The organism is Mycetocola sp. Y442 (assembly GCF_056898615.1).
Genome location: NZ_JBXHBV010000003.1, coordinates 780370 through 806809 on the forward strand (window position 1 = coordinate 780370; position 26440 = coordinate 806809).

General features: G+C 66.9%; 27 protein-coding genes. 9 read left to right on the forward strand and 18 right to left on the reverse strand.

All coding sequences use genetic code 11. From position 1 onward, the window contains the following. The first annotated feature begins 28 nt into the window (after positions 1 to 28). Positions 29 to 670 (forward strand): class E sortase, encoded by a 642-nt coding sequence (locus AC1X6S_RS15245; protein WP_483406594.1) that lies wholly within the window; start codon positions 29 to 31, stop codon positions 668 to 670. Between the two features lie 53 nt (positions 671 to 723). Here AC1X6S_RS15245 and AC1X6S_RS15250 read toward each other — a convergent pair whose 3' ends face one another. From AC1X6S_RS15250 to AC1X6S_RS15265, 4 genes are all read right to left on the reverse strand, one after another. Next, on the reverse strand, positions 724 to 2007 hold the full coding sequence (locus AC1X6S_RS15250; protein WP_483406595.1) for a coiled-coil domain-containing protein: 1284 nt from the start codon (positions 2005 to 2007) through the stop codon (positions 724 to 726). Positions 2008 to 2063: 56 nt separating this feature from the next. After that, entirely contained in the window at positions 2064 to 2765 is a 702-nt protein-coding gene (locus AC1X6S_RS15255; protein WP_483406596.1) for an HAD hydrolase-like protein, read from the reverse strand. Between the two features lie 64 nt (positions 2766 to 2829). Beyond that, positions 2830 to 3525 carry an endonuclease NucS gene (nucS, locus tag AC1X6S_RS15260; protein WP_483406597.1) on the reverse strand — a complete coding sequence of 232 codons (696 nt, stop codon included), beginning with the start codon at positions 3523 to 3525 and terminating at the stop codon, positions 2830 to 2832. Positions 3526 to 3621: 96 nt separating this feature from the next. Further along, on the reverse strand, positions 3622 to 4866 hold the full coding sequence (locus AC1X6S_RS15265; RefSeq protein ID WP_483406598.1) for an MFS transporter: 1245 nt from the start codon (positions 4864 to 4866) through the stop codon (positions 3622 to 3624). Between the two features lie 158 nt (positions 4867 to 5024). On the opposite strand from AC1X6S_RS15265, the gene AC1X6S_RS15270 reads away from it, so the two are divergent. Next, complete coding sequence (locus AC1X6S_RS15270) at positions 5025 to 6104, forward strand: LacI family DNA-binding transcriptional regulator (protein ID WP_483406599.1); 1080 nt, start codon at positions 5025 to 5027, stop codon at positions 6102 to 6104. A gap of 9 nt (positions 6105 to 6113) precedes the next feature. Here AC1X6S_RS15270 and AC1X6S_RS15275 read toward each other — a convergent pair whose 3' ends face one another. The 10 genes from AC1X6S_RS15275 to AC1X6S_RS15320 all read right to left on the reverse strand — a co-directional run bounded on the left by AC1X6S_RS15275 (position 6114) and on the right by AC1X6S_RS15320 (position 16650). Then, positions 6114 to 7208, reverse strand: coding sequence for an FUSC family protein (locus AC1X6S_RS15275; protein WP_483406600.1), 1095 nt, complete (start codon positions 7206 to 7208; stop codon positions 6114 to 6116). 110 nt (positions 7209 to 7318) lie between these two features. Continuing rightward, positions 7319 to 7888, reverse strand: a complete 570-nt coding sequence (locus AC1X6S_RS15280; protein ID WP_483406601.1) for a GNAT family N-acetyltransferase — start codon at positions 7886 to 7888, stop codon at positions 7319 to 7321. A 58-nt stretch (positions 7889 to 7946) separates the two neighbouring features. Next, positions 7947 to 8600, reverse strand: a complete 654-nt coding sequence (locus AC1X6S_RS15285) for a response regulator (protein ID WP_483406602.1) — start codon at positions 8598 to 8600, stop codon at positions 7947 to 7949. Next, the gene (locus AC1X6S_RS15290) at positions 8597 to 9784 is read right to left on the reverse strand and encodes a sensor histidine kinase (protein WP_483406603.1); all 1188 of its coding nucleotides are present in this window, start codon (positions 9782 to 9784) and stop codon (positions 8597 to 8599) included. Before AC1X6S_RS15290 ends, AC1X6S_RS15285 begins: the two co-directional genes overlap by 4 nt. A gap of 124 nt (positions 9785 to 9908) precedes the next feature. After that, complete coding sequence (locus AC1X6S_RS15295; RefSeq protein ID WP_483406604.1) at positions 9909 to 10781, reverse strand: ABC transporter permease; 873 nt, start codon at positions 10779 to 10781, stop codon at positions 9909 to 9911. Continuing rightward, positions 10774 to 11706: an ABC transporter ATP-binding protein gene (locus AC1X6S_RS15300; protein ID WP_483406605.1), complete on the reverse strand. Its 933-nt coding sequence runs from the start codon at positions 11704 to 11706 to the stop codon at positions 10774 to 10776. Before AC1X6S_RS15300 ends, AC1X6S_RS15295 begins: the two co-directional genes overlap by 8 nt. Before the next feature lie 87 nt (positions 11707 to 11793). Further along, entirely contained in the window at positions 11794 to 13617 is a 1824-nt protein-coding gene (locus tag AC1X6S_RS15305) for a glycoside hydrolase family 15 protein (protein WP_483406606.1), read from the reverse strand. Positions 13618 to 13704: 87 nt separating this feature from the next. Continuing rightward, positions 13705 to 14601 (reverse strand): glucose 1-dehydrogenase, encoded by an 897-nt coding sequence (locus AC1X6S_RS15310; protein ID WP_483406607.1) that lies wholly within the window; start codon positions 14599 to 14601, stop codon positions 13705 to 13707. Positions 14602 to 14662: 61 nt separating this feature from the next. Continuing rightward, the gene (locus AC1X6S_RS15315; protein WP_483406608.1) at positions 14663 to 15229 is read right to left on the reverse strand and encodes an RBBP9/YdeN family alpha/beta hydrolase; all 567 of its coding nucleotides are present in this window, start codon (positions 15227 to 15229) and stop codon (positions 14663 to 14665) included. Between the two features lie 107 nt (positions 15230 to 15336). Beyond that, the gene (locus AC1X6S_RS15320; RefSeq protein WP_483406609.1) at positions 15337 to 16650 is read right to left on the reverse strand and encodes an MATE family efflux transporter; all 1314 of its coding nucleotides are present in this window, start codon (positions 16648 to 16650) and stop codon (positions 15337 to 15339) included. A gap of 82 nt (positions 16651 to 16732) precedes the next feature. Here AC1X6S_RS15320 and AC1X6S_RS15325 point away from each other — a divergent pair, with 82 nt between their 5' ends. Next, positions 16733 to 17092, forward strand: a complete 360-nt coding sequence (locus AC1X6S_RS15325; RefSeq protein ID WP_483406610.1) for a VOC family protein — start codon at positions 16733 to 16735, stop codon at positions 17090 to 17092. 114 nt (positions 17093 to 17206) lie between these two features. Next, complete coding sequence (locus AC1X6S_RS15330; protein WP_483406611.1) at positions 17207 to 17680, forward strand: MarR family winged helix-turn-helix transcriptional regulator; 474 nt, start codon at positions 17207 to 17209, stop codon at positions 17678 to 17680. Here AC1X6S_RS15330 and AC1X6S_RS15335 read toward each other — a convergent pair. Both AC1X6S_RS15335 and AC1X6S_RS15340 read right to left on the reverse strand, forming a co-directional pair. Beyond that, a complete protein-coding gene (locus tag AC1X6S_RS15335; protein ID WP_483406612.1) occupies positions 17666 to 18199 on the reverse strand; it encodes a cupin domain-containing protein in 534 nt (177 codons plus the stop codon). The genes AC1X6S_RS15330 and AC1X6S_RS15335 overlap by 15 nt on opposite strands. A 47-nt stretch (positions 18200 to 18246) precedes the next feature. Further along, the gene (locus AC1X6S_RS15340; protein ID WP_483406613.1) at positions 18247 to 18660 is read right to left on the reverse strand and encodes a nitroreductase/quinone reductase family protein; all 414 of its coding nucleotides are present in this window, start codon (positions 18658 to 18660) and stop codon (positions 18247 to 18249) included. Between the two features lie 174 nt (positions 18661 to 18834). Here AC1X6S_RS15340 and AC1X6S_RS15345 point away from each other — a divergent pair, with 174 nt between their 5' ends. Further along, the gene (locus tag AC1X6S_RS15345; protein WP_483406614.1) at positions 18835 to 19188 is read left to right on the forward strand and encodes a VOC family protein; all 354 of its coding nucleotides are present in this window, start codon (positions 18835 to 18837) and stop codon (positions 19186 to 19188) included. 79 nt (positions 19189 to 19267) lie between these two features. On the opposite strand, the gene AC1X6S_RS15350 is transcribed toward AC1X6S_RS15345, so the two are convergent. Beyond that, positions 19268 to 20740, reverse strand: coding sequence for a collagen-binding domain-containing protein (locus AC1X6S_RS15350; RefSeq protein WP_483406615.1), 1473 nt, complete (start codon positions 20738 to 20740; stop codon positions 19268 to 19270). Between the two features lie 122 nt (positions 20741 to 20862). Here AC1X6S_RS15350 and AC1X6S_RS15355 point away from each other — a divergent pair, with 122 nt between their 5' ends. From AC1X6S_RS15355 to AC1X6S_RS15365, 3 genes are all read left to right on the forward strand, one after another. Continuing rightward, positions 20863 to 21921: an ABC transporter ATP-binding protein gene (locus AC1X6S_RS15355; RefSeq protein WP_483406616.1), complete on the forward strand. Its 1059-nt coding sequence runs from the start codon at positions 20863 to 20865 to the stop codon at positions 21919 to 21921. After that, positions 21918 to 23537, forward strand: coding sequence for an ABC transporter permease (locus AC1X6S_RS15360; RefSeq protein ID WP_483406617.1), 1620 nt, complete (start codon positions 21918 to 21920; stop codon positions 23535 to 23537). The genes AC1X6S_RS15355 and AC1X6S_RS15360 overlap by 4 nt, the downstream gene beginning before the upstream one ends. 166 nt (positions 23538 to 23703) lie before the next feature. Further along, positions 23704 to 24219, forward strand: coding sequence for an META domain-containing protein (locus AC1X6S_RS15365; protein ID WP_483406618.1), 516 nt, complete (start codon positions 23704 to 23706; stop codon positions 24217 to 24219). Positions 24220 to 24316: 97 nt separating this feature from the next. On the opposite strand, the gene AC1X6S_RS15370 is transcribed toward AC1X6S_RS15365, so the two are convergent. Continuing rightward, positions 24317 to 25762, reverse strand: coding sequence for an MFS transporter (locus tag AC1X6S_RS15370; RefSeq protein ID WP_483406619.1), 1446 nt, complete (start codon positions 25760 to 25762; stop codon positions 24317 to 24319). A gap of 51 nt (positions 25763 to 25813) precedes the next feature. On the opposite strand from AC1X6S_RS15370, the gene AC1X6S_RS15375 reads away from it, so the two are divergent. Further along, positions 25814 to 26377, forward strand: coding sequence for a TetR/AcrR family transcriptional regulator (locus tag AC1X6S_RS15375; RefSeq protein WP_483406620.1), 564 nt, complete (start codon positions 25814 to 25816; stop codon positions 26375 to 26377). The last annotated feature ends 63 nt before the right edge of the window (positions 26378 to 26440 follow it).

Genomic DNA, 26440 nt, shown 5'->3' on the forward strand with positions numbered 1-26440 from the left:
CGTGAGCCCGCTGGCCTAGCCTGAGCACATGCCATGGTCAGCCGTAATCGCCGGAGTTCCATCGGGCGTGCGCGCCTGGCGTCTGCCGCTCGCCGTGCTGACCGCCACACTTTCCGCGGCCGTGTTGTTGCCCTCGGATGCTGCGAGTGCAACGGCGGACGTACTGCCGGCGACCAGCGCCACCACGTCCGTTCCGGCCGCTCCCGCGACGGGAACGGTTATCGCCACCCTGCGCATTCCGCGGTTCGGTGCGGACTATGCCGAACCGATCGGCGAAGGCGTCAGTGAGTCCAGGGTGCTCAACTCGATGATCGGCCATTTTCCGGAGACCGCTCTGCCCGGCGAGCCGGGCAACTTTGCTCTCGCCGGGCATCGCGTCACCCACGGCAAGCCGTTTCACCTGATCGGGAGCCTCGTGATCGGGGATCCGATCGTGGTCGAGACCGCGGACGGCCAGTACCTCTACCGATTCCGATCGTCCGAATATGTGCCGCCGTCCGCGATTGACGTGACGTATCCGGTCCCGCGGCAGGAGGCATCCGTCGACCAGGAAAAGGTCATCACCTTTGTCGCGTGCAACCCGTTATTCTCCACGGCGGAGCGCATCATCGCGTATGGCGTTTTCGAATCGTTCACGCCAGTGGGCCAGGGGTCGGCCCCGGCGGGTTAGGTCCGGTGCGCGAGATACCCTGCGGCACCGGTCTCCTCAGAACCCGAGTCTGATCAGCGCTTGAGCGGGGCTGTGCGCGGTCCTGCGTCGTAACGGGCGAGGGCGTCGGCATCCTGGGCGAGGCGGGAGGCCCTGCGCGCGGTGTCGAGCGCTTCGACCGGATCGTCGGCGGCCTCGGCCAGCGCGAGTTGCCGTTGCGCCTCGGCCAGTCGGGTCCGAGCATCCGCCCCGACCCGTCCGCGATTGTCTTCGATGAAGCCGCCCGCCACGTCGAGGTGACTCCTCGCCGAAAAGAGCGCACCGCGCAGGGCTTCCCTGGCGTTCTCGATGCGTTGCTCTCTGCTCCGGGCTGAGGCGAGTGCGGCGTCGAGGCGCGAGACGGCGTCGCGGAGTTCGTCGAGGCGGGCGAGCGGGTCAGGCAACTGCCTGCGGTCGGTGACGAGCGCGATCGTCGCCGTCACGACATCCAGCGCGCGCGAGATCTCGTCGGCGGATTCCGGAAGCGGCGCTTGATCGCGCCTGGCCGTCGCCTCGCTCACCGCCCGGCGGGTCTTCGCAACGGCGGTCGCGAGTTCGGCGCTCGCTGCATCCAGACCTGATGCCGTTCTGGCCACCGATTCGAGGGCGTGCCTCGCCGTGACAAGGTGTCCCGATGCGCGTTCGATGTCAGCCGTGGCCGGCTCGTTTGCCGCGACCCGGGTGCGGGCCGTCTCGAGCGACGTTCGCGCTTCGGCAAGAGATCCGCTGGCGCTCTCGACGGCGCCCTCGACGCCGGCATATGTTCCGGGAGCATAGGTCTCGCTGAGCCTGTCGAGTGTGGCCTCGGCCTCCGGTACCTGTGCTTCTGCGGCGGCAACCGCGACCTCGAGCTCGGCCAACTGCTCAGGAGCGGAACGCTCAAGGGCCCGCATGCCGTCGAGTGTCGCCGTCTGCCCGCCGACGGACTCGGTGATGAGCCCGCACAATTCAATGATGCGCTGGGACCAGCGGCGCCGCTGGGACTCGCTGTCGGGAATAGCGTCGTGAAGTTGCTGGTGGAGCTCGAATGCTTCGCGGAGCTGTGCCCGGCCACTCGTCACCGCTCGCTGAAGCTCGGCGGCGGCACTGTCACCGAACTGGGCGCGTGCAAACTCGGCCTCATCCTCGGCCTCTCGCAGGAGATCATCCGCTCGAACGAGTTCGACCGCCGCCGATTGTTCGATCGCCCGAAGGGTGGAGACCGGATCGATACCGCGCTTGCGTTGCCGCGCACGCATCACCCGAGCCGCGAGAATCACCGCGATCGCGGCGGTGCCGAAGACAATGAGGGACGGGAGCCACCAGAGTCCGTTGAGCATGTCCCGAGTGTAGTTGCGGCCGGTGGGAGCCAGCCGAGAACCGGCGCGCTCCGGTGCTAGCCGATGAGGAGCTTGGCGAGCTGGTCCGTCGAATGTACAACGGCAAGCGCGTGCTCAGCCTCGGCCGGCGAGCCGTAACCCCACTCCACGAGGATCGTGGGGATCCCGTGAGCGGCCGCCCCTTCGACGTCGTGGTGGCGGTCACCGACGAGGACGACCTTCGAGAGGTCGACATCCTTCGCCGTCAGCCTCTTGAGTGCCTCCTCGATGACGTCAGCCTTTGAACTGCGAACCTCGTCTTCGGAAGCACCGCACAGCACGGTGAAGTACCGGCTGAGCGCGAAGTGGTCGAGGACCGCCTGGACCTGCGACTCCGGCTTGCTGCTCGTGATGGCGAGAGGAATGCCCTGGGCAGAGAGAGCCTTGATGATCCCGGCAATCCCCGGGTACACCGCCGAACCGGTCCACGGCCCCTCGACCGCTGAAATCGCGCGGTAGACCATGAGGGCGTTCTGCGCCTCGTCAGGGGTCATGCCCGCGCGTTGTTCGAGTGACTCGAGCATGGGCGGGCCCACCCACCCGAGCAGCTCCGCTTCCGATGGCACCGGCCGGCCAAGCTCTTCGAAGGTCTTGACCAGTCGCGCGACGATTCCGGGGGCGGAATCGGTGATCGTTCCGTCAAGGTCGAAGAGGACGCACGACCAGTTGCGGGTGATGATCGAGCCAGTGCTCGTCAGTTCGGGTGAGGTAATAGACATAGGGACTCCATGATAGGCACTCTGTCGATCATCACAACAATTGCCTGATTCCCAGCTGGAAGAGCTAGAACAGCCGGCCGTCGGCGTTGTCGAGTCCGCGCATCGCGTCGTAGTCGAGGACGAGGCAGCGGATGCCGCGGTCTTCGGCGAGCGTGCGGGCCTGCGGCTTGATCTCCTGCGCGGCAAAGACGCCCGAAACCGGGGCGAGGTGCGGGTCGCGGTTCATCAGTTCGAGGTAGCGGGTGAGTTGTTCAACACCGTCGATGTCACCGCGGCGTTTGAGCTCGACAGCAACCGATGCGCCCTTCTCGTCGCGCGCGAGGATGTCCACGGGGCCGATGGCTGTCATGTACTCGCGGCGGACGAGGGTGTGTCCGTCGCCGAGGAGCTCAATCTGCTCGGCCAGGAGCTTTTGCAGGTGTGCTTCGACGCCGTCCTTCTGCAGGCCGGGGTCGATGCCGAGTTCGTGGGCCGAATCGTGCAGCACCTCGTAAATCGAGACGATGAGCATGTCGCCGGTCTTCGCGTGGGTGACCTTCCATGTCTCCGTCACGCCGGCATCCGCCTGGTCGGAATCGGGCTCGCCGATGGCGAGCGTGCACGGCGGGCTCATCCAGTTGAGCGGCTTGTAGCTGCCGCCGTCCGAGTGGACGAGGAGGCTGCCGTCGCTCTTCACCATGAGCAGGCGGGTGGCGAGCGGAAGGTGCGCCGAGAGTCGTCCGGCATAGTCAACGGAACACTTCGCAATCACCAAACGCACTCGAGAAGTGTAGCCCGGCCCGGAGGCCGGTTTGCGCGCTCGACCGCCGCGAGTGTCGGGGCTGGGCAGAAAACCCGGCGCAGGCGAAGCCGATTCTCAGGCGGAGTGCACCGGTGCCGCCGGCTCCGCGTGGCGCTCGCGGGCTGCGGGCGAGGCAAGGCCGGAGAGCACGACGAGCACAAGCACGACGAAGAGCGCGTTGAGCAGTCCGACCTGATCGCCGAGCAGGCCGATGAGCGGCGGTCCGACGAGGAAGGCGAGGTATCCGATCATGGCGACGGCGCTGACCCGCGCCGCGGCGTTTGCGCCCTCCGCTGCCGCTGACATCCCGAGCGGGAAGCCAAGGGCGCTGCCGAGGCCCCAGAGGATGGTGCCACCGATGACGATCCACAGGTCAGCACCGAGGATGAAGGCGAGCAGGCCGACCACCGCAGAGACCGCGGAGACCTGCAGCACGCGCACGCGACCAAAGCGATCGATGAGCGGGCCTCCCGCCACCCGGCCGACGGTCATCGCCGACACGAAGACGCCGAAGACGAGCGCTCCGGTGGGCTCCGTCAGACCGTGACCCTCCACGCTCGCCAGGGCGAGCCAGTCGTTCGCGCTGCCCTCCGCGAACGCCATGCCCAGCATGATGACGCCGATGAGGATGAGCCGCAGGTCGGCCCAGACCGCGAGGCTCGACCGCAGCCTGGCCTTCCAGTCCTGCTTGTGCGCGTGTGCCTGGGTGGAGTCGCCGAGGTCCTCACGAACGGGCACGTACCTCACAGCGACCACAACGGCCAGAGCGATGATCGCCGCCATGGCGATGGCGTGCCAGACCAGCCCGATTTCCAGGGCGGATGCCGCTGCGCCGATTCCCGCGCCGAGAACGGTTCCGACGCTGAAGAACGCGTGCATGAGCGGCAGCACTGTCTTGCCGAGTTCGGTCTCGGCAGCGGCGCCCTCGACGTTCATCATCACGTCGACGCTGCCGTTGCCGAAGCCGAACAGCGCCAGCCCCACGAAGACCAGCACCGGTGAGAACACCACTCCAGCGCCGACGCCGATGACCGCGAGTCCGACCGCGACGCAGCCGAGCGAGAACACCATTCCCGTGCGGGCGCCGAAACGGGCCATCAGCCACGCTGAGGCCATGAGCCCGAGGATCGATCCGGCACTCATCCCGAGGATCAGGATGCCGATCGACCCGGTTGTGACGTCGAGGTTCTGCTTGATCTCAGGCAGCCGGGCCGCCCAGGTGGCGATACTGAGCCCGGAGAGCGTGAAGATCACGAAGATCGCGTTGCGCCAGGCAACGAGCTCAGAGCGCGGGCGGAGGGCGGGTGCGTGGGGCGACATGCAGATCCAGTGGGGTGTGTGCGGGTGAGAAAGCGGGAGAACCGGTGAATGGAATCGAATCGATTCGACCATCCGCTTCGCCTAAGCTAACCCCAGACAACACCGCCCGGTCAAGGCCGCAGTGCCCACACCGTTCGGCCCGGCGATCGCGAGGACGAATGACCAACCAGCCAGCGGCATCCGCTTCGGTTCCACACGGAGGGCGCCCGACGCTCGCCGCGGTCGCGGCACGTGCCGGCGTGTCGCCCTCGACGGCGTCACTCGCTTTCAGCGGTCAGGGGCCGGTGTCGGATGCCACGCGGGAGAAGGTGCTGACGGCCGCCCGCGAGCTGCACTACGGCGGGCCTGATCCACTCGCCCAGTCGCTGCGCCGCGGCAGGAGCGGCATCGTTGGCGCCCTCATCCCCGCGCGAATCGGTGTCTCCTTCCGTGACCCCGTTCTGATCCAGACGCTTGACGGCCTCGCCGAGGAAATTTCGAGCATCGGTGCCGGTCTCCTCCTGATGCCGGACCTCGGTGATGGGGTTGTCAGCGTCACCACGGCACCGGTCGACGCGGTGGTTCTCGTCGGGTGCAACGCGGATGCCGTCGAAACGCTCGATGTGCTTCGTCGCCGCAATATCCCGATCGTTCAAATCGAGGGCCCCGGTGACAATGGCGTCCTCACGGTGAGCGTCGACAACCGGGGCGGGTCGAGACAGCTGGCACAGCACCTCAAGGACCTCGGTCATTCACGAGTCGCGCTGGTCACCCTCGGGCTTGACCGGGATTCCACGCCGGCGCCGCTGACGCCCGAGCGTGAGGCTCGCGCCACGGTCACGACGACCGTCGACAGGATCGCAGGGGTCCGCGACGTCTATCCGGAGGTCTCGGGGATGACTGCCGGCGGCAGTCGCAGTGACGCCGGGCGTGAAGCGGCTCTCGCCCTGCTGGATGTCGACCCGGGGAAACGGCCAACCGCGATCATCGCCCAGAGCGACGTGCTCGCCGCGGGGGTGATCGCAGCGGCAGAGGAACTCGGCCTTCGCGTGCCAGACGATCTCAGCGTTGTCGGCTTTGACGGCATCCGGGTTGACGGACTCGAACGACGGCTCACAACGATCTGGCAGCCGTCCCAGGACAAGGGCGCGGCCGCGGGGAGGGCAGTCGTCGAGATGCTCGCGGGTCGGCCGGCGGACCCCGTTGCGTTCGACGTGCGATTCCAGCCGGGCGACACGACGGGCCCGGCACCGCACTGACCGCGTGGTCTAGGCCCGCTCGCCGTCCTGCACCATCACCGCGAGGATCCGGTTGAGGTCCATCGCCACAGCGGCAACGGGCGTGAGCGCCGATGGTGCGCTTTCGGTCTGCTGATCGATGCGATCGGTGAGCGCGTCGACCGCCGCGCGCGCCGCCTCGACGGCATCCGCCACATCACGGTCGGAGTTCCGTTTCTTGAGGGGGTCGGCGACGGCGTGGAGCGCCTCGGACAACGGCTCGCGCAGCGGTTCAGGGACCTCGGAGTGGAACGGAGCATCCCAGATCGCGGCGGCGAGCACCTCGGTCAGGTCGCGCACGTGGAAGGTGATGCGCTCGAGGTCGGCGAGGTCGCGGTAGTCGTCGTCGAGGTTCCGTTTGTGGCGGCGTGCGCGGGGATTGCCCTTCCTGCTCTCGTCCGCCTCACCGACGGCCACCCGAACGGCGGTTGCCGTCTCGGCGAGTGTATTGCTGCGGCTCGCCCACCCCTCGTGCTCTGGCGGCCAGTTCTCGACGAGGGCATCACCGACCTCCTCGAGGTGCTTCGCGAGCAGGCTGCGGAACTGGGCGAGCTTGACGACGGCGCCGTTGAAGTTGAGCGGTGGCAGGATGAGGAAGTTGACGAGGAGACCGACGGCAACGCCGACACTCATCTGGACGATATAGCCGATCGAGTATGAATCAGCGTTCGGGCCACCGACGATGAGCACGAACAATGCAGCAACGGGAACGTAATCGCCGCCGGTCGTGAGCCACTTGCTGCCGGCGATGAGCACGCCGATGCCGATCACGAGCGAAATCGTGACGACGTTCGGTGCCGCGACGATGAGCACTATGGCGGCGAGCAGGATGCCGATGGCGAGCGATGCGAGTGTCTCGACGCTCGTTCGCAGGGAGCTCATGAGCGTGGGATACATGCTGATGAGCGCGCCGAGCGGTGCGTAGTACGGGTACTCTTCCGCGACCCCTGGCACCAGGGGAGCGACCAGCCAGGCGATGGCGACAGCGATCGAGGTCTTCACGGCGAGCAGGAACCTGGGGTGTCTGAGCCAGGCTCTCAGGCGCGCACCGGTTGTCTGCACCGCGGTGCGTGTTGCTGACGTCATTGGTTCATCATCACAAACCCCGCTGGGAAGGCGGCGGGCTGCCCTGTCGCCTTAGGGTCGCGCCAGCCAGGACGGCGCCGGTTCACTCGCGCCCCGTCGCGGCTGGCGCGTCAGCGATTCTGGGCTGCCCATTCCCGGTCGAGCACGGCGTAGACGCCCGTGTCGCCCCACTCGCCCTTGACCCAGATGTCCTCCAGGTAGTGCGCCTCCTTGCGCATGCCGAGTCGACGGCACAGGCGCACCGAGGCGTCGTTGGCGGGGTCGAGCTTCGCGATCACCCGGTGGGCGCCCATCCTGCGGAAGGCGAAGTCGACAGCGGCGGTCGCGGCCTCCGTCGCGTAGCCCTGGCCCGAGTAGTCGGGGTGCAGGATCCAGCCGACCTCGACACTCTGGTTCTCGGCGTCGTCGATGTTCAGGTAGATCAGGCCGATGACCTGCTGGTCGTCCCGTCGCTCCATGGTGGGCTGAATCCAGTCGCCCGAATTCTCCAGTCGCAATTTCGTCGACGCTTCGGCGATCTTCTCCTCGATGGTGGCTCGGTCGCGCGGCTCGTAGAGGAGATAGGTGCAGACATCCTCACGGGACTGGAACGCATGGATCGGGTCGACGTCGTCCATGATGGGCAGCCGCAGGGTGAGCCGCTCGGTCTGGATAGGGCGGGTGAACTCGGTCGCGCGCATGCCTCATGCTAACCAGCACCGGTTCGGTCGGCCAGTGCCGGGTTCTCAGCATCCGCGCTCAGAGCAGCCCGAGCTCCAGCGCGAGCGTGACGGCGCGGGTGCGGTCAGAGACCCCCAGCTTCTCGAAGACATGGATGAGGTGCGTTTTCACCGTTGCCTCGCTGATGAACAGCTGATTCGCGATCGACGGGTTGCTGTGCCCAGCCGCAACGAGCCTGAGCACATCGAGCTCTCTCGGGCTGAGCCTGGGTCCGGCGCGTGCGGCGCCCTGTCGCATCCTGTCCACGAGCTTGGCCGCGATGGCGGGCGCGAGCACGGTCTGGCCGCCGACCACCGAGCGCACTCCGGCAATGATCTCGCCCTCCGGCGCCGCCTTGAGCAGGTAACCGCTCGCGCCGGCCTCGATCGCGCCGAGGATGTGGTCGTCCGACTCGTAAGTGGTGAGAATGAGCACCCGAGTGCCCGGCAGCGTCGCCACGATCTGCGCGGTCGCCGCCGCACCGTCCACCTCCGGACCGCTCGCGACCGGCATCCGCAGGTCCATCAATACGAGGTCGGGTTCGAGCTCGAGGGCCAGCGCTACGGCTTCGGCGCCGCTCGCGGCTTCGCCGACGACCTCGATATCGTCGGCGAGAGAGAGCAGCGAAGAGATCCCCGATCGCACGATGGGGTGGTCGTCGGCAACGACGACCCTGATCGGAGCATCGGTCATGCGGTTCTCTCCTTCGCGAGGGGGATGGTGACGGTGAGCTCCGTGCCCGTGCCCGTGCCCGTCGCTGTTCCGGCATCCGTCACGACGAGCGACCCGCCGACGAGCCCGACCCGGTCCCGCATGCCGCTGAGGCCGAAGCCGCGTTCATCGTCCGGCTGGTAACCGTCGAGGCCCCGCCCGTCGTCGCTGACCCGCAGGCTGACGCCGTCGTCATCCTGGATCACGGTGACGGATGCTGTGCGCGCGAAGGCGTGCTTCCGCACGTTGGCGAGGCCTTCCTGTGCGCACCGCAGCAGCACCACCTCGATGTCACGGGGGAGTTCGCCGAGGGTGACGTTCGTGGTGACAGCGACACCGGTCTCGCGCGAGAAGCGCTCGCCGAGGCGGGCGAGGGTGACGGCGAGTGAGGCGTCGCTCGCGGGAAGGCCGGCGTTGGCCGTCACGAGCGCTCGCGCCTCGCTGAGTGCGTCGCGTGCGGTGGACTCGATGAGCTCGAGGGTCGACTCGTGGGCGGGCTGCTCGCGGCGGGCCCGCTGGGCGAGCATGACGATGCTCGTGAGGCTCTGCGCGATGGTGTCGTGGATGTCGCGAGCGATGCGTTCGCGCTCGGCCGTGCCCCCGGCATCCCGGTGGAGCAGTTCGAGTTCGCCCTGTGCCGACTGGAGTTCCGCGAGCAGTCGCTGGCGTTCGTCGCCGTAACTCGCGATGCTCGTGATCCAGAGGCCGAGAGCGAGGCTGAACGCGAGCGAGAGACCGCCGACGAAGAGTGTCTGGATCACTCCATCCGCCCCACCGCCGAGGCCGAGACCGAAGCCGAACGCCATCACGGCGGCGGCACCGACGTTGGCGAGAACGGCCTGCGTCGTGGTCAGCGACACCACCCAGATCAGCGGAAACGCGATGGTTTGCGCGGTGATGACGTTGGGTTCGAATGCGGCACCGACCCCGACGATGACGGCGAGCAGCGCCTGAAAAGCGAGGCTCGGCGCCAGTGTCAGTGTCGGCCGTCCGCGGTGGCCGGCGCCAACGAGCCGACGGCCGAACAGGTAATACGCGGCGCACAGCAGTGCGAGCGAGACCAGGGCGGCCCACCCGTGGAAGCCGTCGGAGGTGTACACGACGGTGATCCCCACGACCACCGCGGTGGCGGCAACCGCGATGTCCCACCACTTCGGATTGTTCACTGGACTACTCTCTCGCATCGCGACCGGGGCCGCTGACAGTGGTTTGGGGAGGAAAAACATGGGGTCCGTTGCCACCAGGGCGACGACCCGCACGATTTTCCTCCCGTCGCGCGACGGTTCGGGTTCAGCTGTCCTTGCGGATCCAGCGGAAGGTGAACCGGCAGAGCAGCAGCCCGACGACGCACCAGATCAGCATGATGATGGCAACCCAGTCGAGTTCCCAGCCGCCGTTCTGTTCGAGGCTGGCGAAGTTCTCGGGCAGGAACACCGAGCGCATGCCCTGGGCCAGCCACTTGAGCGGGAACACGCTCGCGATGTTCTGCAACCACTCGGGCAGCATCGTGAACATGAGGTAGACGCCGGAGATGAACTGAAGGACGAGCACGATGGGGATGACGACGGCCGTCGCACTCTTGCCGGTTCGTGGCACCGCGGAGAGCGCAATGCCGAGGACGGCCGACGTGATGATGCCGAGCAGGTACAGCCACGCGAAGCGGGCCCAGAGTTCCGGCTCCGTGGGCAGCTCGATCGAGAAAACGACGCGAGCGACCACGAGAAGCAGTGCGATCTGTGCGAGTGACGTGACGAAGACCTGGCCGATTTTGCCGATGAAGTAGCTGATCACCGGCAGCGGCGAGCCGCCGAGCCGTTTGAGCGTTCCGTCGCTTTTCTCCGTCGCGATGTCGGTCGCGAGGTTCTGCACTCCCGAGAGCAGGATGCCCGCCGCGATCATGCCCGGCAGGTAATACGCGCCCTGGGTGATGCCGCCGCTACCGTCGGGGTTCGTCCCGATGTTCCCCGACGTGCTGAAGGCTGTTGCGAAGATCGCCAGCATCACCACGGGGAACAGGAAGGTGAAGAACACCTGGTCGCCGACCCGGAAGTAGGTCTTGACCTCGTATCCGATGCGCTTGATGCCCAGGCGGATGCCGCGCCCCGCCGGGAGCGCCGGGACCGGGTTCGCGACCGTCGGCCTCGTGAGGGTTGATTCAGACATGCGCTGCTCCTGTCGGTTCGGCCTGTTCCGTCGCCTCGGCATTGGCCGTTGCGACGAGGCCGAGATAGATGTCTTCGAGGCTCGGCCGGATGACCTCGAGGCCCTGGGGCTCGCCGCCCGTGCGTTGTGTCAGCGCCGTGACAAATGCGGCGGGTTGTGTGGTTCGCTCCTCGTGGAGCCCGGCCCCGTCGCGCCAGCGGACGACCGGTACTCGGGCGTCGGCGCCGCCGATCGAGCCGACCGGGCCGATCTCGACGAGCCGTCCTGCGGCGATCACAGCCACGCGATCGGCGAGCTGGGCTGCCTCGTCCAGGTAGTGGGTGGTGAGGAGGATCGTGGTGCCCTCGGCCTTGAGCGACCGGATCAGGTCCCAGAAGTGGCGGCGCGCTTCGGGGTCGAAACCCGTCGTTGGCTCGTCCAGGAAAAGCAGCTGAGGGCGCCCGATGACGCCGAGCGCGACGTCGACCCGGCGGCGCTGGCCGCCGGAGAGTTTGCCGATGCGGGTCTTCGCCTTGTCGGTGAGACCCACGGCGGCGATGACCTCGTCGACGTCCCGTGGCGACGGGTAGTACGCCGCGAACTGTTCCACCTGTTCACGCACGGTGACGTGTGCGGCCTCAGCACTCGACTGCAGGACGATGCCCAGCTGGGCCTTCCACGCCAGGTCGCCCTTGTGCGGGTCGACGCCGAGCACGCGCACCTCGCCGCTGGTTCGGTCGCGGTATCCCTCGAGGATCTCGATCGTGGTCGACTTGCCCGCGCCGTTCGGTCCGAGCAGGGCAAAGGTCTCTCCGCGCTGAATGTCGAAGCTGACGCCGTTGACGGCGGTGTGTGCGGGGTAGCGCTTGATGAGGTCACGAACCTCGACGACGGGCGGGCCCGACGGTTCTGCGGATGCCGGTGGCGGGCTCGTCGAAAATGTCATGACTACAGGATCGCGCCGTAATCATCCCCGCAACAGAGGTGGTTCGGCTGATTCACAGGTCAACCGACCGGTTGATGCGAGCGAACGTCAGCCGTCGAGTTCGCTGATCAGGATGGCCGTATAGATGAGCGACAGGTGGCTGAGTCCCTGTGGCAGGTTGCCCGCAAAGTCCAGGGTGTCGGCCTCGATCATTTCCGAGTACATTCCGACGTCGTTCGACAGCTCAACGAGCTCGTCCATGAGAGCTTTCGCCTCGTCCATCCTGCCGACGCACGCCAGCGCCCCGGCACGCCAGAAGGCACACGCGACAAAGGTGGCCTCCTCTTCGCGCATGCCCGAGTACCGGTAAACGAGCGGACCGCTGCCCAGCTCGGCCGTGATTGCATCGATGGTCCGTGACATCCGTTCGCCCCGATCGAATCCGCTCGGCGCGTGGAGCAGGATCGACGCGTCCAGCTCGTCCGAGCCGGGATACATCGTGTACGCCTGCCGGTCGTCCGACCAGCAGTTCTCGTTCACCCACTCGGCGATCCTGTCGCGTTCTGCCTCCCAGCGCGCCGGATCGCCCGGGATCTGCCCGAGGCCAGCCAGGTGAACGGCGCTCGAGAGCGCCTGCCAGCAGCCGAGCTTCGAGGTAGTGTAGTGGCGCGCTCCCTCGAGTTCCCAGATGCCGGAATCGGGCTTCTGCCAGTCGTCGCAGGCCTGGTCGGCAACCGCCGCGAGCGACCGCCCGGTCTCTGCGTCGAGGATATTGCCCGCGTCGACGTAGCTGCGCATGACGTCGAAGAGGTCACCGTACGGTCCGAGCTGCAACTGGTGTTTGGCATCGTTGCCGCAGACGACCGGGCCCAGTTCGCGCCAGCCCGGCGCTTGGGTATGGACGATGTCATCGGGAATCCGGCCATCGAGGGTATAGAAGATCTCGAGCTCGGGGCCGTGCCTGCGGATGGTGGTGAGCATCCACGACACGGCCGCCTGGCTCTCCTCGCGCAGGCCGAAGCGGATCATGGCCTGCAGCGTGTAGGCCACGTCGCGAACCCAGGCGAACCGATAGTCCCAGTTCTTGCCGCCGTTGATCGTCTCGGGAAGGCTCGTTGTCGCCGCGGCGGCGATGGCACCGGTCGGGCTGTGAATGAGGAGCTTGAGCGCGAGAGCGCTGCGCTCGACGGCATCCGACCACGGGCCCTCCCAGGAGAATTCGCGGGACCACGCCCGCCAGTTCTCCACAGTGCGGTCGATGCCCCGGTCGACGTTCCTCGGGTTGGGCGGGTGCACCGGTTCGCGTGACGTGCCGGAGACCGCGAAGAGGTGGCGGGAGTCCTGGCTGGTGGTGAACGCTCCGTCGAGGCTGTGGGTGCCGGGCTCGTTCGGCCCGTGCTCGAAGCCCGTGACCGACAGCATCACTCCGTCGATCCTGATCACCGGGCCGTGCACGGTCTGGTCTACCCACGGCATCGCGGTCCGGAGAGCACGACCGGGTTCGACCGACCAGGTCATGGCGACCGTTCCCCGAACGCCGTCGATCCGCCTGGCCAGTTCGGTCCACGGCAGCCGCCCAGCCACACCGGTGACGAGCGCGTCTGTGACGCGGACGACACCGGATGCCGTCTCGAACGTCGTCTGCAGCACGTTGGTTCCCGAGACGTAGGAGCGCGTTGTCGTGAACGGCTCGACCGGCGAGAGCCTGATCCGTCCACCGTCTTCGGCGTCGAGCAGCGCGGCGAACACCGGGACCGAGTCGAGCGCCGGGATGGGCAGCCAGTCGACGTCGCCGTCGCGGGCGATGAGCGCGACGGTGCGGCCGTCACCAATGCCGGCGTAACCGCGGAGGTCGGCGTAGCCGTTCTGGCGATCGAGCGCGCCAGCGCGGTCGGCCAGCGCTCCCCGCCCGGTGGACTGGTGTTCTCGCACTGTCTCTCCGATTCCCCTGCCGCTCCCGAAATCGAACGCCTGCCTCACACAGAGGTGCCGCCCACCGGTTGGTGGGCGGCACGTGGGTTACGGCGTCGGCATCCCGCCATTGACGTGGAGGGTTTCACCAGACACGTAGCTGGACTCGCCCGATGCCAGGAACACGAAGGCCGGTGCGAGTTCGGCCGGCTGGCCTGGGCGACCGAGCGGCGTATCAGTACCGAAGTCGGGCAGTGCCTCTGTCGGCTGGCCGCCGGCGGTCTGGAGCGGGGTCCAGATCGGGCCTGGCGCGACGACATTGACCCGGATGCCCTTGGGCGCGAGCTGCTGGGCGAGCGCCTTCGAGAACGTGTTGATCGCTGCCTTCGTTGTCGCGTAGTCGACGAGGTTCTCCGACGGCTGGTAGGCCTGGATCGACGAGGTGTTGATAATCGTCGAACCCGGGCCCATGTGCTTGAGCGCGGCCTTGGTGACCCAGAACGTCGCGTAGACGTTGGTCTTGAAGGTCTCGTCGAACTGCTCGTCGGTGAGGTCGAGGAGGTCCTCGACGTGCTGCTGCTTCGCCGCGTTGTTCACGAGGATGTCGAGGCCGCCGAGTTCGGTGACCGCGCGCTCGACGAGCTCACGGCAGTAGTTGACGTCCGTCAGGTCGCCGGGGATGGCAACCGCGGTGCGACCGGCCTCCTCGATGAGTGCGACGACACCCTGGGCATCCTCTTCTTCCTCCGGGAGGTAGGCGATGGCGACGTCGGCGCCCTCGCGGGCGAAGGCGATGGCGACCGCTGCACCGATTCCGGAGTCAGCGCCGGTGATGAGCGCCTTCCGGCCCTCGAGTCGGCCCGAACCCTTGTAGCTCTTCTCGCCGCGGTCGGCCTTCTGGACGAGGTCCGCGTCGAGGCCCGGCCCGTCCTGCGACTGTGCCTTGGTGTCGATGTCTGCGTACTTCTTGCTTGGATCTTCGAACGAGTGCTGGTCGGGCGACATGGTGACCTCTCCTGCTTGATCGTGGAACGGCGCGAGAATTCAGCGCCGTCCCTCGATGGTGTCAGGGCTCGCGGGAATGCATCATCCCGTTGACCACGGGAAGCAGTTCGGGTATGGAGAAGCAGCCTAAACGGTCGACGAAGTGACCCGCGCCGGGGACGATGGTGAGCGGTGCGTCGAGCTCGCGGGCCAGTTCGGCGGTGAACTCCGGAGCGACTGTCGTGTCATTGTCCGAGCCGAACACGTGGCGGTGCTCGATGGTTCCGGCGAGGGATGGCACGTCGATGGGAGGGGCGGTGAACCCGTCGAGCTGCGGCAGGTTCGGTAGGGGTGACACGAACCCGGCGACCAGGATGAGGCCGCCGAGCCGCCACGGCCGCGGCATCCGTTCGAGGTAACGCAGCGTCGTGATGCAGCCGAGGCTGTGACCGATGAGGATCGTCTCGTCGTCGACCCCGCCGACCGTCACCGCGAGGGCGTCGAGCCAGGCTTCGGGTTCAGGCTCCGTGGGGTTTGGCAGTGCGGCAACGCTCACAACGCCGGGGTCAAACTGGTCGACCAGCCACGGGAACCAGTGCCGGTCGGGGGCAGCGTTGTATCCATGAGCGACGACGATGCGGGGTGCCATGCGACGATTCTGGCATTCCGGCTGGTGCCGCCGGCTGGGGTGGCGCACTTTGTCGCGCCAGACGTGTACGAGGGACGATTCGTGTCCAGTCTCCGACTGCGGCGAACTCAGACCCCGGTGCGCATCCAGGCCGTCGTTCGTGCCCGCAGCCCCAGGGTGAGTGCGCGCGCCGCGAGGTAACCGAGCGTGAACGCGGCGGTCAGGAATGCCAGGCCAGCGGCATCCGTCGGCGCCGAGAGCTGAACCCAGAGTGCCAGCGGAACGAAACAGGCGAGGTTCAGGATGCCGGTGAGCGCGAGATAGCGCGCGTCGCCGGCGCCGATCAGCACGCCGTCGAGCACGAAGACGAATCCGGCGAGCGGGGCGCTGATGCCGAGCACGATGAGGCTCGGCACGAGCAGGGCCGCGAGGTCGGGGTCGCTCGTGAAGAGCAGGCCGGTGACGCCGGACGTGGCGACGATGACGAGTCCGAGCACGACGCCGGAGCCGACGCCCCAGGTCAGGCAGCGGGTGAGAACGGCGCGCACTCCCGCTGTGTCCGCCGCGCCAAGTCCTTTACCGATGAGGGCCTGGGCGGCGATCGCGAGGGCGTCGAGCACAAACGCGGTGAGGGTGAACATCGTCATGACCACCTGGAACCCCGCGAGCTCCTTCGTGCCGAGCCCCGTCGCGACGAAGGTGGCGAGAAGGATCGCGGCGCGGAGGCTCGCGGTGCGTACGAAGAGCCAGCCCCCCGACATTGCCGAGCCCGAGATGCCCTCGCGGTGGGGCCGGATGCTGGCGCCGGTGCGGCGGGCGTGGCTCAGCACAACGACGAGGTAGACAGCGGCCATGCCCCATTGCGCGACGACGGTGCCGATCGCCGAGCCGGCAATGCCGAGGCCAAGCAGATAGATGAAGACGAAGTTGAGCGCGATGTTCGCGGCGAACCCGATGCCGGCGACGAAGAGCGGGGTCCTCGTGTCCTGCAGGCCGCGGAGCAGCCCGGTCGCGGCGAAGACGAGGAGCATCGCGGGGATGCCGGCCATCGAAATCGAGAGATAGACGGATGCCTGCTGCGTGACATCCGTCGACGCACCGAACCAGGAGAGCAGGGTGGGTGTCGCGGCCACTCCGGCGAGACCGAGCACAGCGCCGAGGCCGAGTGAGAGCCACAGCCCGTCGATGCCGACGGACACCGCGCCGCGCTCGTCGCCCGCGCCGAGACGGCGGGCAACGGCGGGGGTCGTCGCGTAGGCGAGGAAGACCATGAGGCCGATGATGGTCTGCAGTACGGCGCCGGCGAGGCCAAGGCCGGCGAGCGGGGTCACGCCGAGGTGGCCGATCATGGCGGAGTCGGCGAGGAGGAAGAGCGGTTCGGCGACGAGGGCGCCGAGCGCGGGGACGGCGAGGCGCAGGATGTCGCGGTCAACCGTTTTCACTTCTCGAGCCTAAGGGAGGCCGAGCAGGGCAGGGCAACGGGAGGGCTTTCGATGCCGGGCCCCTCGTCGTATCCTCGCCGACATGATCGGAGATTTTCGAAGCGTCGTGCTCGACTGCCCCGACGCACGCTCCCTGGCGTCCTTCTACGAGGAGCTGCTCGGTATGGAGCGCATCATCGACCGTGACGACTGGGTTGCCCTGCAGAAACGCGAGGGCGGCCCGCGGGTGTCGTTCCAGCAGATCGAGGACTACAACCCGCCGAAGTGGCCGGGCCAGCTCGTTCCGCAGCAGTTGCACATCGATGTGACCGTCGACGACATGGACGCCGCCGAGCAGCGCGTGCTCGCGATCGGGGCCACCGACGCCGGCTACCGCGAAGACGACTTCCGCGTCTTCCTCGACCCGGCAGGCCACCCGTTCTGCCTCGTCGTGGACAGCTGACGCCCAGCGCGAATCAGCGTCGATGGACACCCCCCGACCTCGGGTATGCCCACGGTCGGGTCATAACGTTGCTCGAACAACTACCATTGAGTGACGATGGTGAAGGGGTGTTTCATGAGCAATGCGGACGATGCTGCGGGCACGGTTGCCGGGCAGGGCCCGGTGAGCCACGCGATCTTTCGGGTTGCTCGACTGCACAAGACGATGGCGGGGCAATTGCTCCGGGAGACCGGTCTCTATCCCAACCAGGAACTCCTGATGATGCGACTCTGGGACGAGGGGCCGCAGCGGCAGGTGGATCTGGTTCGCCATCTGGAGACAGACGCTCCGACCGTTGCGCGCACCGTTCGACGGTTGGAGCGAGCAGGGTTCGTCCGGATCAGCGTCAGCCCGACGGACAAGAGGGCGACCGTGGTCGAGGCCACGCGCGCGAGTATGCCGCTGAGAAAAGCTGTGCACCGAATCTGGTCGGAGCTGGAGGCGGCGACGGTCGGTTCGCTCTCGGAAGACGAGCGGGCACAGGTCCTTGCCTCGTTGACGTCGCTGGAGCAGAACCTGACCGCCGCCGCGCAATCAGCTCGGGGGTAGGTTCTCGATCGCGTAGCGGGGACCGAGCTCGATAGCCTTGCCGATGGCATCCTGCGCCTCGTCATCGGAGAGTTCGAGCCGGGCAGTCCGCGTCGGGAGCGGCTTTCCCCACAGCGTGAAGTACTCTTCGAGCCCTGGCGGCGAAATCATGCAGAGCATCCGTGCGTCACTGTCAGAGGCGTTATGGAATCGGTGGGGTGCCCCAGCGGGGATATTAACCGTTTCCCCCGCCCGGACCCCTGTCGTTTGTCCGCGGAACGTGATCTCCACTTCGCCCTCGAGCACGTGGAACATCTCCTCGAAATTGTGCCGGTGCGGGGGCGGCCCGCCGCCGGGTGGCACATGCATGTCGATGAGCCCGTACCTGCCGTCGGTGTCCGCGCCCGTGAGCAGGATTGTGTAGTTGTCACCCACGACTCCGTAGTGGGGCAGAGTTTCGTCCGTGTCCGGCCGCCGGATCCTCAGCGACCTGCTGAGGTCATCCGGTGGCACAGCGTTGGCGGTGGATGGATCTGTCATGGTGTCTCCTTGATTATCGGAAGGTGGATCGTGCCTGGCCACGCGTTTCATCGCGGGGTGAAGCGGAATACGGGGAGCAGGCGTGCCGTGCGCTGTTGATAGGCCGCGAACGATGGCGCTCGCTCGGTAAAGCGCGCGAATGCCGCCTGGCGCTCTGGTCCGTCGAGTTCCTCCGCCGTTACGGGGAACGTCCTGACATCGCCTGCAACGGACGCTTCGATCTCGACCTCGGGCTCCGCCCTGAGGTTCACGGCCCAAGCGGGGTCTCGTGCTGCCCCCATCGCGGATGCCACAACGAGCCACGTGCCTGGGTCGCGGAGTGACAGGGCGGGGTTGACCCGGGGCTCCCGTGTCCTGGCGCCGACGCTATGAATCAGGACGAGGCTCGATCCGAACCCCGCAGAGGCGACGACTCCGTTGTTTGTTCTGAATTCGGTGATGATCCGGTCGTTGAATGACATTGTGGTGCACTCCTCTCGGGTGAGCGCCGGCTTGCCGCCTGTGCAGCGGTTGATGGGCAATACTATGCCGAACAACTATTGTGGGTCCAGATATTCCTCACCGGATGTTTCCCGACACCAGGCGAGCAAGGGGAGGGCTTTCGCTGCCCGAACTCTCGTCGTATCCTCACGGACATGATTGGTGAACTTCGAAGCGTTGTGCTCGACTGCCCTGACCCCGACTCCCTTGCCTCGTTCTATGAGCAGCTCCTTGGCATGGAGCGCATCATCAATGAGGACGACTGGGTAGCCCTGCAGAAGCCCGGCGGCGGAATCAGGGTCGCCTTCCAGCAGGTCGACGATTACACGCCCCCGCAGTGGCCGGGCCAGGTGGTCCCGCAGCAGTCACACTTCGACATTCGAGTCGCCGACCTCGACGCAGGGGAGGCAAAAGTACTCGCGATCGGGGCGCGTGACGCCGGGAGCCGGGAGGACGATTTCCGGGTGTACCTCGATCCGGCCGGTCACCCGTTCTGTCTCGTGAGTTAAGCACGGCCCAGCGCTGGGCGGTCCTGGTGCCACTGACCCATCACGCTGTCCGCCACGTCGGGAGGGACCCGACCCGGTCTCAGTCCTTGCTCGTGCGACGCCGTCCGAAGAGAAGGAGCGCGCCACCCACGGCGGCAGCAGTCGCAATGCCGGTGAGTGTCGCTGCGAGGGAAACGTCCCCTCCTGTGCCCGGCAAACGGTCCCGGTCATCTCCCCACGATGTCCCCGTCTGAGAATCCGGTGTCGGATCCGAGCCGGGACCTGGCGCGGGTGCGGTTGGGGTATCCGTCGGAGTGGGAGTCGGGTCCGGCGTAACGGTTGGCGTTGGCGTTGGCGTTGGCGTTGGAGTTGGCGTTGGCGTGTCCGTTGGTGTGGGCGTAGGGGTGTCCGTTGGCGTCGGCGTTGGCGTCGACCCGTCCTCGTAGGTGCACGTGAGTTCGGTATTGAACGGGAAGCTGTGCACTTCCCTCGGTGCCCCGCCCGGAATGGCTGGCGTGCCGTGCGTGAACTGCGCCGCGATCACGTTTCCTTCGATGTTCTGCGTGACTTGCCAGCTCAGGTTGGCGTTTGGGGCGTAAATCGTGCCTTCGAGGCTGTCACCGCCGGCGACGGTCACAGATGTCGCCTCTGGGAAGTTCCACAGGATGTACGGTGCCTGGGCCGAGGTCGCACCCGGCAGATTCGGAATGGAGCCGTTGAACGTTTGCCCGCTGATGTTCACGAGCACGGGAGTATCTTCGGCGGGCTGTGAGTCGACAACGAGTTCGCTCAGCGCTTCGAGGTCGGATGCCGGGATGTTCAGTACGTTCGTCACGCCGGGAGTAAGCGAGAGGTGACCCCGGGTCCCCGGAGCGATGGGCGAGGTGAGAGGCGTGCCCGCGTCGTCGGTCAGTGTGGCGTTCGGGGTGCATTGGGCGAGTTGAGTGGTGAGCCCGCGATATGCGGTGAACGCTCCCGGGATGTCGATCAGGTCGGCGCTAACCGGCGCGGAGACCTGGGCGGGTGTCTCAATAACCGTTCCCTCGATTCGGGGAACGGAACCGTATGCTGCTCCGGGCTCGACAATGTTGTAGTTGACCGTCGCGTTGTTGTTGTCGCGGTCCAGGGCCAGATATGTCGATGCGTCGGCGATCTTCGTGAAGCCGTTGTTGAGCACCCTGAGCACGTTGGCGCCACTCGCTGCGAAGTCGACCCCTCCTCCGACGTAGAGGTACGTCGGTTGAGTGTCACCGGGTGCTGTGAAGGTGTTGGGAAATATCCCGGCACCGGCGATTGAATAGCTAGCGCCGAAGCTCAGATCACCACCCAAGGCGACTGTCCCTTCGGTCTCGTCGGCGTTCAAAGCAACGTCGCCTTCAACAAACACGGTGAAACCGCTATTCGCCGGATGCCCGCTCACCGTCACGGTGACAGGGTTGACGGGTCCGACCGTGATGGTCGCTCCCTCAGCGGGCAGAGACCCCGCAGCAAGAACTGTGGCGGCCGCCAGAACGCCAACCGTTCCGGCCACAATCGCCATTCCTGCCAGTCGCTTCGTCGTGTATCGCCTCATCGGGCTAGGTATAGCAAGGAGGGGAGACCGCCGGTAGAGACTTCCCTTGTCCTTGTCCTCGTCCGCGCTGAGATTGCGCTCCCGTCTGGTCAACGCGCCCCGCGAAGCGTAGCCTCCGCAGTATGAGCACCGTGATTCAGGCTCGTGATCTCCGCAAGCACTTTGGCCAGGTGCACGCACTCGATGGCCTCGACCTCGACGTCGAAGCCGGCGAGATCCACGGTTTTCTCGGGCCAAATGGGGCGGGAAAGTCGACGACGATCCGCATCCTGCTCGGCCTCGCGCGGCTGACCTCCGGAAGCGCGACCGTGTTCGGGCTGGATCCCCGGGCGGATGCCGTCGCCATCCACAGGCGGCTGGCTTACGTTCCCGGCGACGTGAGCCTGTGGCCCAACCTCACCGGCGGCGAGGCGATCGATCTGCTCAGCCGGCTCCGCGGCATCCGTGACCGCACCGAGTACGAGCGGAGTAGAAAGCGTCTCCTCGATGTTTTCGAGCTGGATCCCACGAAGAAGGGGCGCACCTACTCCAAGGGGAACCGGCAGAAAGTGGCGCTGGTCGCCGCCTTCGCCGTGCCCGCCGAGTTGTACCTGCTCGATGAGCCGACGTCCGGGCTCGATCCCCTCATGGAGGCCGTGTTCCGGGCGGAACTCACCGACCGGGTCGCCGACGGTGCCACAGTGCTGTTGTCGAGTCATATCCTGAGCGAAGTCGAAGAGCTCTGCACCCGCGTCAGCATCATCCGCTCGGGTCGGCGGGTCGAAGAGGGAACGCTCAGCGATCTCCGGCGCCTCACCCGCACCGAGATCAGCTTCGCTGCGTCCGGCCTCAGCGACGCTGATCTCCCGGCCCTTCCCGGCGTCGAAGACCTTCGGATCGAGCACGGCAGGGTCGCGTTCACCGCGGAGACCGCCTCGGTCACGGATCTCCTGCCCGCGTTGGCGGCGCTCGGGGTGACGGGGCTGACGATTACGCCACCCTCCCTCGAAGAGCTCTTCCTCCGGCACTACGGCGATGGGGCAGGCGCCGAGGCAGCGTCGGCGCTTGCGTCACCCCCTCGGCCGGGGCGTGACGCGGCCACCCCTGGACCGCCGCGGAAGGCCGCCGTCGCCCGAGGCGCGGTCCCCGCAGACCCGGCCGTGGTTCACCCGCCGGCCCGCCACGCCCGAGACCGACGATGACCGAGTTTGTCGCGCTGCTCGGGCAGCGGGCGAGGCGGGATCGGGTCCAGACGCTGAGCTGGCTCGCCGCGATCGGTGCACTGGTCTTCTTCACGGCGGCGGCGCTCGGCGACAATTTCGGCGACGAGACGCAGCGGGCCGCGCTGCTGAGGCTGGCGACGGCGAACCCGGCCATCCTTATCCTGCGCGGGCCACCGCAGGGCGCTGCGGTCGACGCCCTCTTCATCTTCACGATCTTCGCCTTCCTCGGCCTGCTCGTCGGCCTCGTCAACACCTTCCTCGCCGTCCGTCACTCCCGCGCCGAGGAGGAGACCGGCCGGGCCGAGCTGGTGGCGGCGACCCCGATTCCGCGCTTGCTTCCGCTCAGCGCCACACTTGCCTGGGGAGTGATCGTCAATCTTCTGCTCGTCATCGTGGTGAGCGGATGCCTGCTGGCCGCAGGCCTGGACGCGGCAGGTTCCTGGCTCACCGGTCTGTCGCTCGCGGCCGTTGGCGTCAGCTTCCTGGCCGTCGGTCTGGTCGCCTCGGAACTCATGCTCACCTCTCGGGCGGCGAACGGCACGGCGGCCGGTCTCGTGCTCCTCGCTTATCTCGCTCGCGGAATCGGCGATGCGTTCGGGGCGGTCTCCGAGGACGGACTCAGGGTCGACAGTGCGTGGCCGAGCTGGCTGTCGCCGATCGGCTGGGGGCTGGCGACACACCCGTTCACGGCGGATGACGCAACCCCGTTGCTGCTGAACGTCGCCCTCGCGGCCGTGCTGACGGCATCCGCCTGCCTGCTGCAGGTGGCGAGGGACAGCGGGGCAAGCGTGTTCGGGGCAGGCGTGGGGCGGCCGCGGGCGCGGGCAACCCTGTCGGGTTCGCTCGGCCTGGCCTGGCGCCTGCACTGGCCGTCGGTGATCGGCTGGGCGGCCGGCGGGGTTCTGCTCGGCGTGTTCGGCGGCGCGCTCGGCAGTATCGCCGGGAACAATGACGTAGCGAGCAACCCGGTCGCCGAGCAGTTGCGCCGACTGTCGGGTGAGGGGGAATCGCTGAGCCAGGCTTTCCTGTCGGTGATCTTCACCGTCGTCGGGATTCTCGCCGCGGGCTGTGCTGTCCAGGCGGTCGTCCGTGCTCGGCAGGAAGAGGCGCTCACGACCGCCGAACTCGTCCTCGCGACCCCGGTGCACCGCGTGAAATGGCTCGCCGACTATCTTCTCGTTGGCACTGTCGCCGTTGTGCTCGTGCTCGCCGCCTCGGTGGTGGCAGCCGCCCTCTCCGCTGCCCTGGTCGGAGCGGAGAATGTCACGACGGCTGACGCGCTCGCCGCTGGTGCTGCCCAGCTTCCCGCCGCACTGCTCTATCTGGGCGTCGTCGCCCTCGTGTTCGTGCTCCTGCCCCGGTTCACCGGCCCGATCGGCTGGGCGCTTCTCGTGGCCGGCGCGTTCCTCGGGCTCTTCGGCAAGCTCGTTGGCCTGCCCGAGTGGGCCGAGAACCTCTCACCGTTTTCTCACACCCCGATCGCCCTCGGGAGCGAGACAGACTGGAGCGGTGGATTCGGGATGCTCGCGCTCGCGATCGCAGCGGGGATCGCGGCATCCGTCGTTCTGAACCGGCGAGACCTGGCAGCGGCGTGACCTGCGGCCACAACCCGGGTCGGATCGCGGCGCCCTCTTCACGTGGCACATCGTGGGGTGGTTCTTCCTGCGGGGTCGGACGACTCTGGTCGGCGCCCGATGCCCGGCTTAACCTCGCCATAATCAACCCGGTGCCAGCCCGCGCACTGGCTATTGGAGGGGTGTCATGATCAGCCAGACTCACAACAGAAGAGGCATCTCTGCGATCGTCGCGGTCTTTGCGCTCGCGCTCGCATTGACGGGGTGCGGAGGGGGCCCGGACAACGGAGCACCGCCGCGCGACGGCGGTGCCGGCGGTGGCACTCGTGATACCGGGAGCCCGAAGGACAGCGGTCGCATACCCACCCTCACCGAAGAGTTTGTTGTCGGTACGTGGGGCGACCCCGACGACGCCGATGACCCGTACCTCGAATTTGCCCAGGACGGAACCGTGACCGGCAGCGACGGATGCAACGACCTCGCGGGGACCTGGACGATCGAAGACGAGGCGATAGTGTTTTCCGAGCTCGCCACGACCCTCGTCGCGTGCGCTGGCGTCAACACCTGGCTGAGCACAGCAGCTACAGCCGTCGTCGAGCCGGATGATGACGACGAACTGGCCTTCCTCAACGGTGAGGGTGTGCCGATCGGCACGCTGGATCGCGACGGTCCCGACTACGACGACCCCGACAGCGACGACTAATCGCGCCGACAAAATCGAGACGACGGCACAGAAAAGCGGGAGGGGCGAACCCCTCCCGCTTTTCTCGTGGCCGTGTCCTGGCCGTGGCCACAGCCACTTAGCCCAGGTGGAGTGCCTTCTCCGCCTTGTCGCCCATCGGCATGAGGTCTTCCTTCGACCCGCGGATGAACGTGGCGGCGATGATCGAGCCGATCACGAGCGCAACCGCTGTGCCGATGAATACCGCGGAGTATCCCGAGACAAAGGCCTCGAAGCCCGTGCCAGTCGCACTGCCCGCCGTGTACAGCGCTGTGTAGATGCCGAGTCCGATCGATCCGCCAATCTGCATCGCGGCAGTGTTGGCCGCGCTCGCCGCACCGGCATCGTGGGGTTCGACGCCGAGCAGGGCAAGGTTCTGCAACGGCACGAAGAGCATGGCCATTCCGATGCCGAGCAGAACAACCCCTGGCACGATCTCGGTCCAGTAGTTACCCGTCACGGAGAGTCGGCTCAGCCAGAGCATTCCCGCGGCGGCGATGAGTGGTCCGACAACCATGAGGGGCTTGGGGCCGATCCTCGGCAGCAGCTTGGTGGCGATCGGGGCGACGATGCTGATCACGATGGTCATCGGCAGCGACGCGAGCCCGGCGAGAAGCGGTGAGAACCCGAGCACGATCTGGAGGTGGAATGTCAGGTAGAGCATCATGCCGATCATGACGCTGCCCGACACCATCTGAAGCAGCAGAGAACCCCCACGGACCCGGTTCGCGATGACGCGGAGCGGGAGCAACGGCTGCGCGACCCTCGACTGAGAGTAGAAGAACAGCGCCATCAGCACGACGCCCGCAGCAAGGCACGCCCAGGCCCCGAGCGAATCCCAGCCCTGTTCGGCGAGCGTGAAGCCGTAGACGAGCGAGCCAAGACCCAGTGCGACGAGGACGGTGCCGAGGAAGTCGTATTTGTTGTCGCCGTCGGCCTTGCTCTCGCGGAGGAGGTAGATCGCCGCGACGATCGCGATGAGAACCACCGGGACGTTGACGAGCAGGCACCAGCGCCAGCTGAAGAACTCGGTGAGCACTCCGCCGAGAACGAGGCCGACGGCAGCTCCCGCGCCACCGATCGAACCGAACACGGCGAACGCCGTGTTGCGCTCGCGGCCGGACGGGAAGGTTGTGGTGAGGATGGCGAGTGCGGCTGGCGCCATGAGTGCCGCGAACGCGCCCTGCAGCCCACGCGCGACGATCAGCTCGATTCCCGTGCCGATCAGCCCGCCGTATGCGCTGGCGATGCCGAACCCGATCATGCCGACGATGAACGAGCGCTTGCGTCCCCAGTAGTCGGCAATGCGGCCGCCCAGGAGGAGCAGGGCGCCGAACGCGAGGGCGTAGGCGGTGACGACCCACTGGCGTTCGACGTCGGTGAGGCCAAGGTCGGCCTGCGCCTCTGGCAGGGCGATGTTGACGATGGTTCCGTCGAGGACGACCACCAGCTGGGTGAGCGCAACGATGGCGAGCACCCACCAGCGGCGTTTGTTGGAGAGCGGAGCTTCGGACGGAAGTGACACAGGGATTACCTTTTCCAAATAAGTATTTGCTTTTAGCTCTAATATGATGGCATGACCGTGGCATCCGTTCGCACCAAAGCTGTCATTCTCGACGCCGCGCGGAGTGAGTTTGCGGCACACGGCCTCGCTGGCGCGCGGGTCGACCGCATTGCGAAACTGGCGGGCGCGAATGTGCAGCGCATCTACGCGTATTTCACGGACAAGCAGGGCCTGTTCGATGCTGTCGTTGAGGATGCCGCAGACGACCTCGTCACTGCGATCGGTTCACCCGCCGACCTGACCGCATTCGCGACAGCGGTGTTTGACTACGTCACGCAGAACCCCGACAGCACCCGCACGATGATCTGGGCGCGGCTCGAACGTGAGGACGAGTTCTTCCGCCTGATGGGAACCCGCGCGAATGGTCGTACTCCGATTTCGGTGGTGGCCGGCCTGCAGGACGCCGGCCGGGTGACGACGCGGTGGGATGCCACGACGATCGTCGAGGCGATCATCGCGCTCTGCGAACGGTGGCACTCGAGCGCACAGGAGAACGATCGCGACCATGAGCTCACCTACCGGGAACTCGTCGTCGGATTCGCCCGCACGTTCGCGGTGGAGACTGCCGCATCCTGAACCGGTGGGAATGCGCAGCGCCGGCCGACGGCATCCGCAGTCGCGAGAGCACCCATTCCTGTC

What these genes read in the sequence shown, in the direction of transcription:
- AC1X6S_RS15335 (WP_483406612.1), bottom strand. Translation starts at nt 18,199, where the DNA reads ATGACAGATCCATCCACCGCCAACGCTGTGCCACCGGATGACCTCAGC.
- AC1X6S_RS15325 (WP_483406610.1), top strand. Translation starts at nt 16,733, where the DNA reads ATGATCGGAGATTTTCGAAGCGTCGTGCTCGACTGCCCCGACGCACGC.
- AC1X6S_RS15310 (WP_483406607.1), bottom strand. Translation starts at nt 14,601, where the DNA reads ATGTCGCCCGACCAGCACTCGTTCGAAGATCCAAGCAAGAAGTACGCA.
- AC1X6S_RS15315 (WP_483406608.1), bottom strand. Translation starts at nt 15,229, where the DNA reads ATGGCACCCCGCATCGTCGTCGCTCATGGATACAACGCTGCCCCCGAC.
- AC1X6S_RS15355 (WP_483406616.1), top strand. Translation starts at nt 20,863, where the DNA reads ATGAGCACCGTGATTCAGGCTCGTGATCTCCGCAAGCACTTTGGCCAG.
- AC1X6S_RS15345 (WP_483406614.1), top strand. Translation starts at nt 18,835, where the DNA reads ATGATTGGTGAACTTCGAAGCGTTGTGCTCGACTGCCCTGACCCCGAC.
- AC1X6S_RS15375 (WP_483406620.1), top strand. Translation starts at nt 25,814, where the DNA reads ATGACCGTGGCATCCGTTCGCACCAAAGCTGTCATTCTCGACGCCGCG.
- AC1X6S_RS15250 (WP_483406595.1), bottom strand. Translation starts at nt 2,007, where the DNA reads ATGCTCAACGGACTCTGGTGGCTCCCGTCCCTCATTGTCTTCGGCACC.
- AC1X6S_RS15270 (WP_483406599.1), top strand. Translation starts at nt 5,025, where the DNA reads ATGACCAACCAGCCAGCGGCATCCGCTTCGGTTCCACACGGAGGGCGC.
- AC1X6S_RS15295 (WP_483406604.1), bottom strand. Translation starts at nt 10,781, where the DNA reads ATGTCTGAATCAACCCTCACGAGGCCGACGGTCGCGAACCCGGTCCCG.
- AC1X6S_RS15350 (WP_483406615.1), bottom strand. Translation starts at nt 20,740, where the DNA reads ATGAGGCGATACACGACGAAGCGACTGGCAGGAATGGCGATTGTGGCC.
- AC1X6S_RS15360 (WP_483406617.1), top strand. Translation starts at nt 21,918, where the DNA reads ATGACCGAGTTTGTCGCGCTGCTCGGGCAGCGGGCGAGGCGGGATCGG.
- AC1X6S_RS15275 (WP_483406600.1), bottom strand. Translation starts at nt 7,208, where the DNA reads ATGACGTCAGCAACACGCACCGCGGTGCAGACAACCGGTGCGCGCCTG.
- AC1X6S_RS15245 (WP_483406594.1), top strand. Translation starts at nt 29, where the DNA reads ATGCCATGGTCAGCCGTAATCGCCGGAGTTCCATCGGGCGTGCGCGCC.
- AC1X6S_RS15255 (WP_483406596.1), bottom strand. Translation starts at nt 2,765, where the DNA reads ATGTCTATTACCTCACCCGAACTGACGAGCACTGGCTCGATCATCACC.
- AC1X6S_RS15300 (WP_483406605.1), bottom strand. Translation starts at nt 11,706, where the DNA reads ATGACATTTTCGACGAGCCCGCCACCGGCATCCGCAGAACCGTCGGGC.
- AC1X6S_RS15340 (WP_483406613.1), bottom strand. Translation starts at nt 18,660, where the DNA reads ATGTCATTCAACGACCGGATCATCACCGAATTCAGAACAAACAACGGA.
- AC1X6S_RS15365 (WP_483406618.1), top strand. Translation starts at nt 23,704, where the DNA reads ATGATCAGCCAGACTCACAACAGAAGAGGCATCTCTGCGATCGTCGCG.
- AC1X6S_RS15285 (WP_483406602.1), bottom strand. Translation starts at nt 8,600, where the DNA reads ATGACCGATGCTCCGATCAGGGTCGTCGTTGCCGACGACCACCCCATC.
- AC1X6S_RS15265 (WP_483406598.1), bottom strand. Translation starts at nt 4,866, where the DNA reads ATGTCGCCCCACGCACCCGCCCTCCGCCCGCGCTCTGAGCTCGTTGCC.
- AC1X6S_RS15330 (WP_483406611.1), top strand. Translation starts at nt 17,207, where the DNA reads ATGAGCAATGCGGACGATGCTGCGGGCACGGTTGCCGGGCAGGGCCCG.
- AC1X6S_RS15280 (WP_483406601.1), bottom strand. Translation starts at nt 7,888, where the DNA reads ATGCGCGCGACCGAGTTCACCCGCCCTATCCAGACCGAGCGGCTCACC.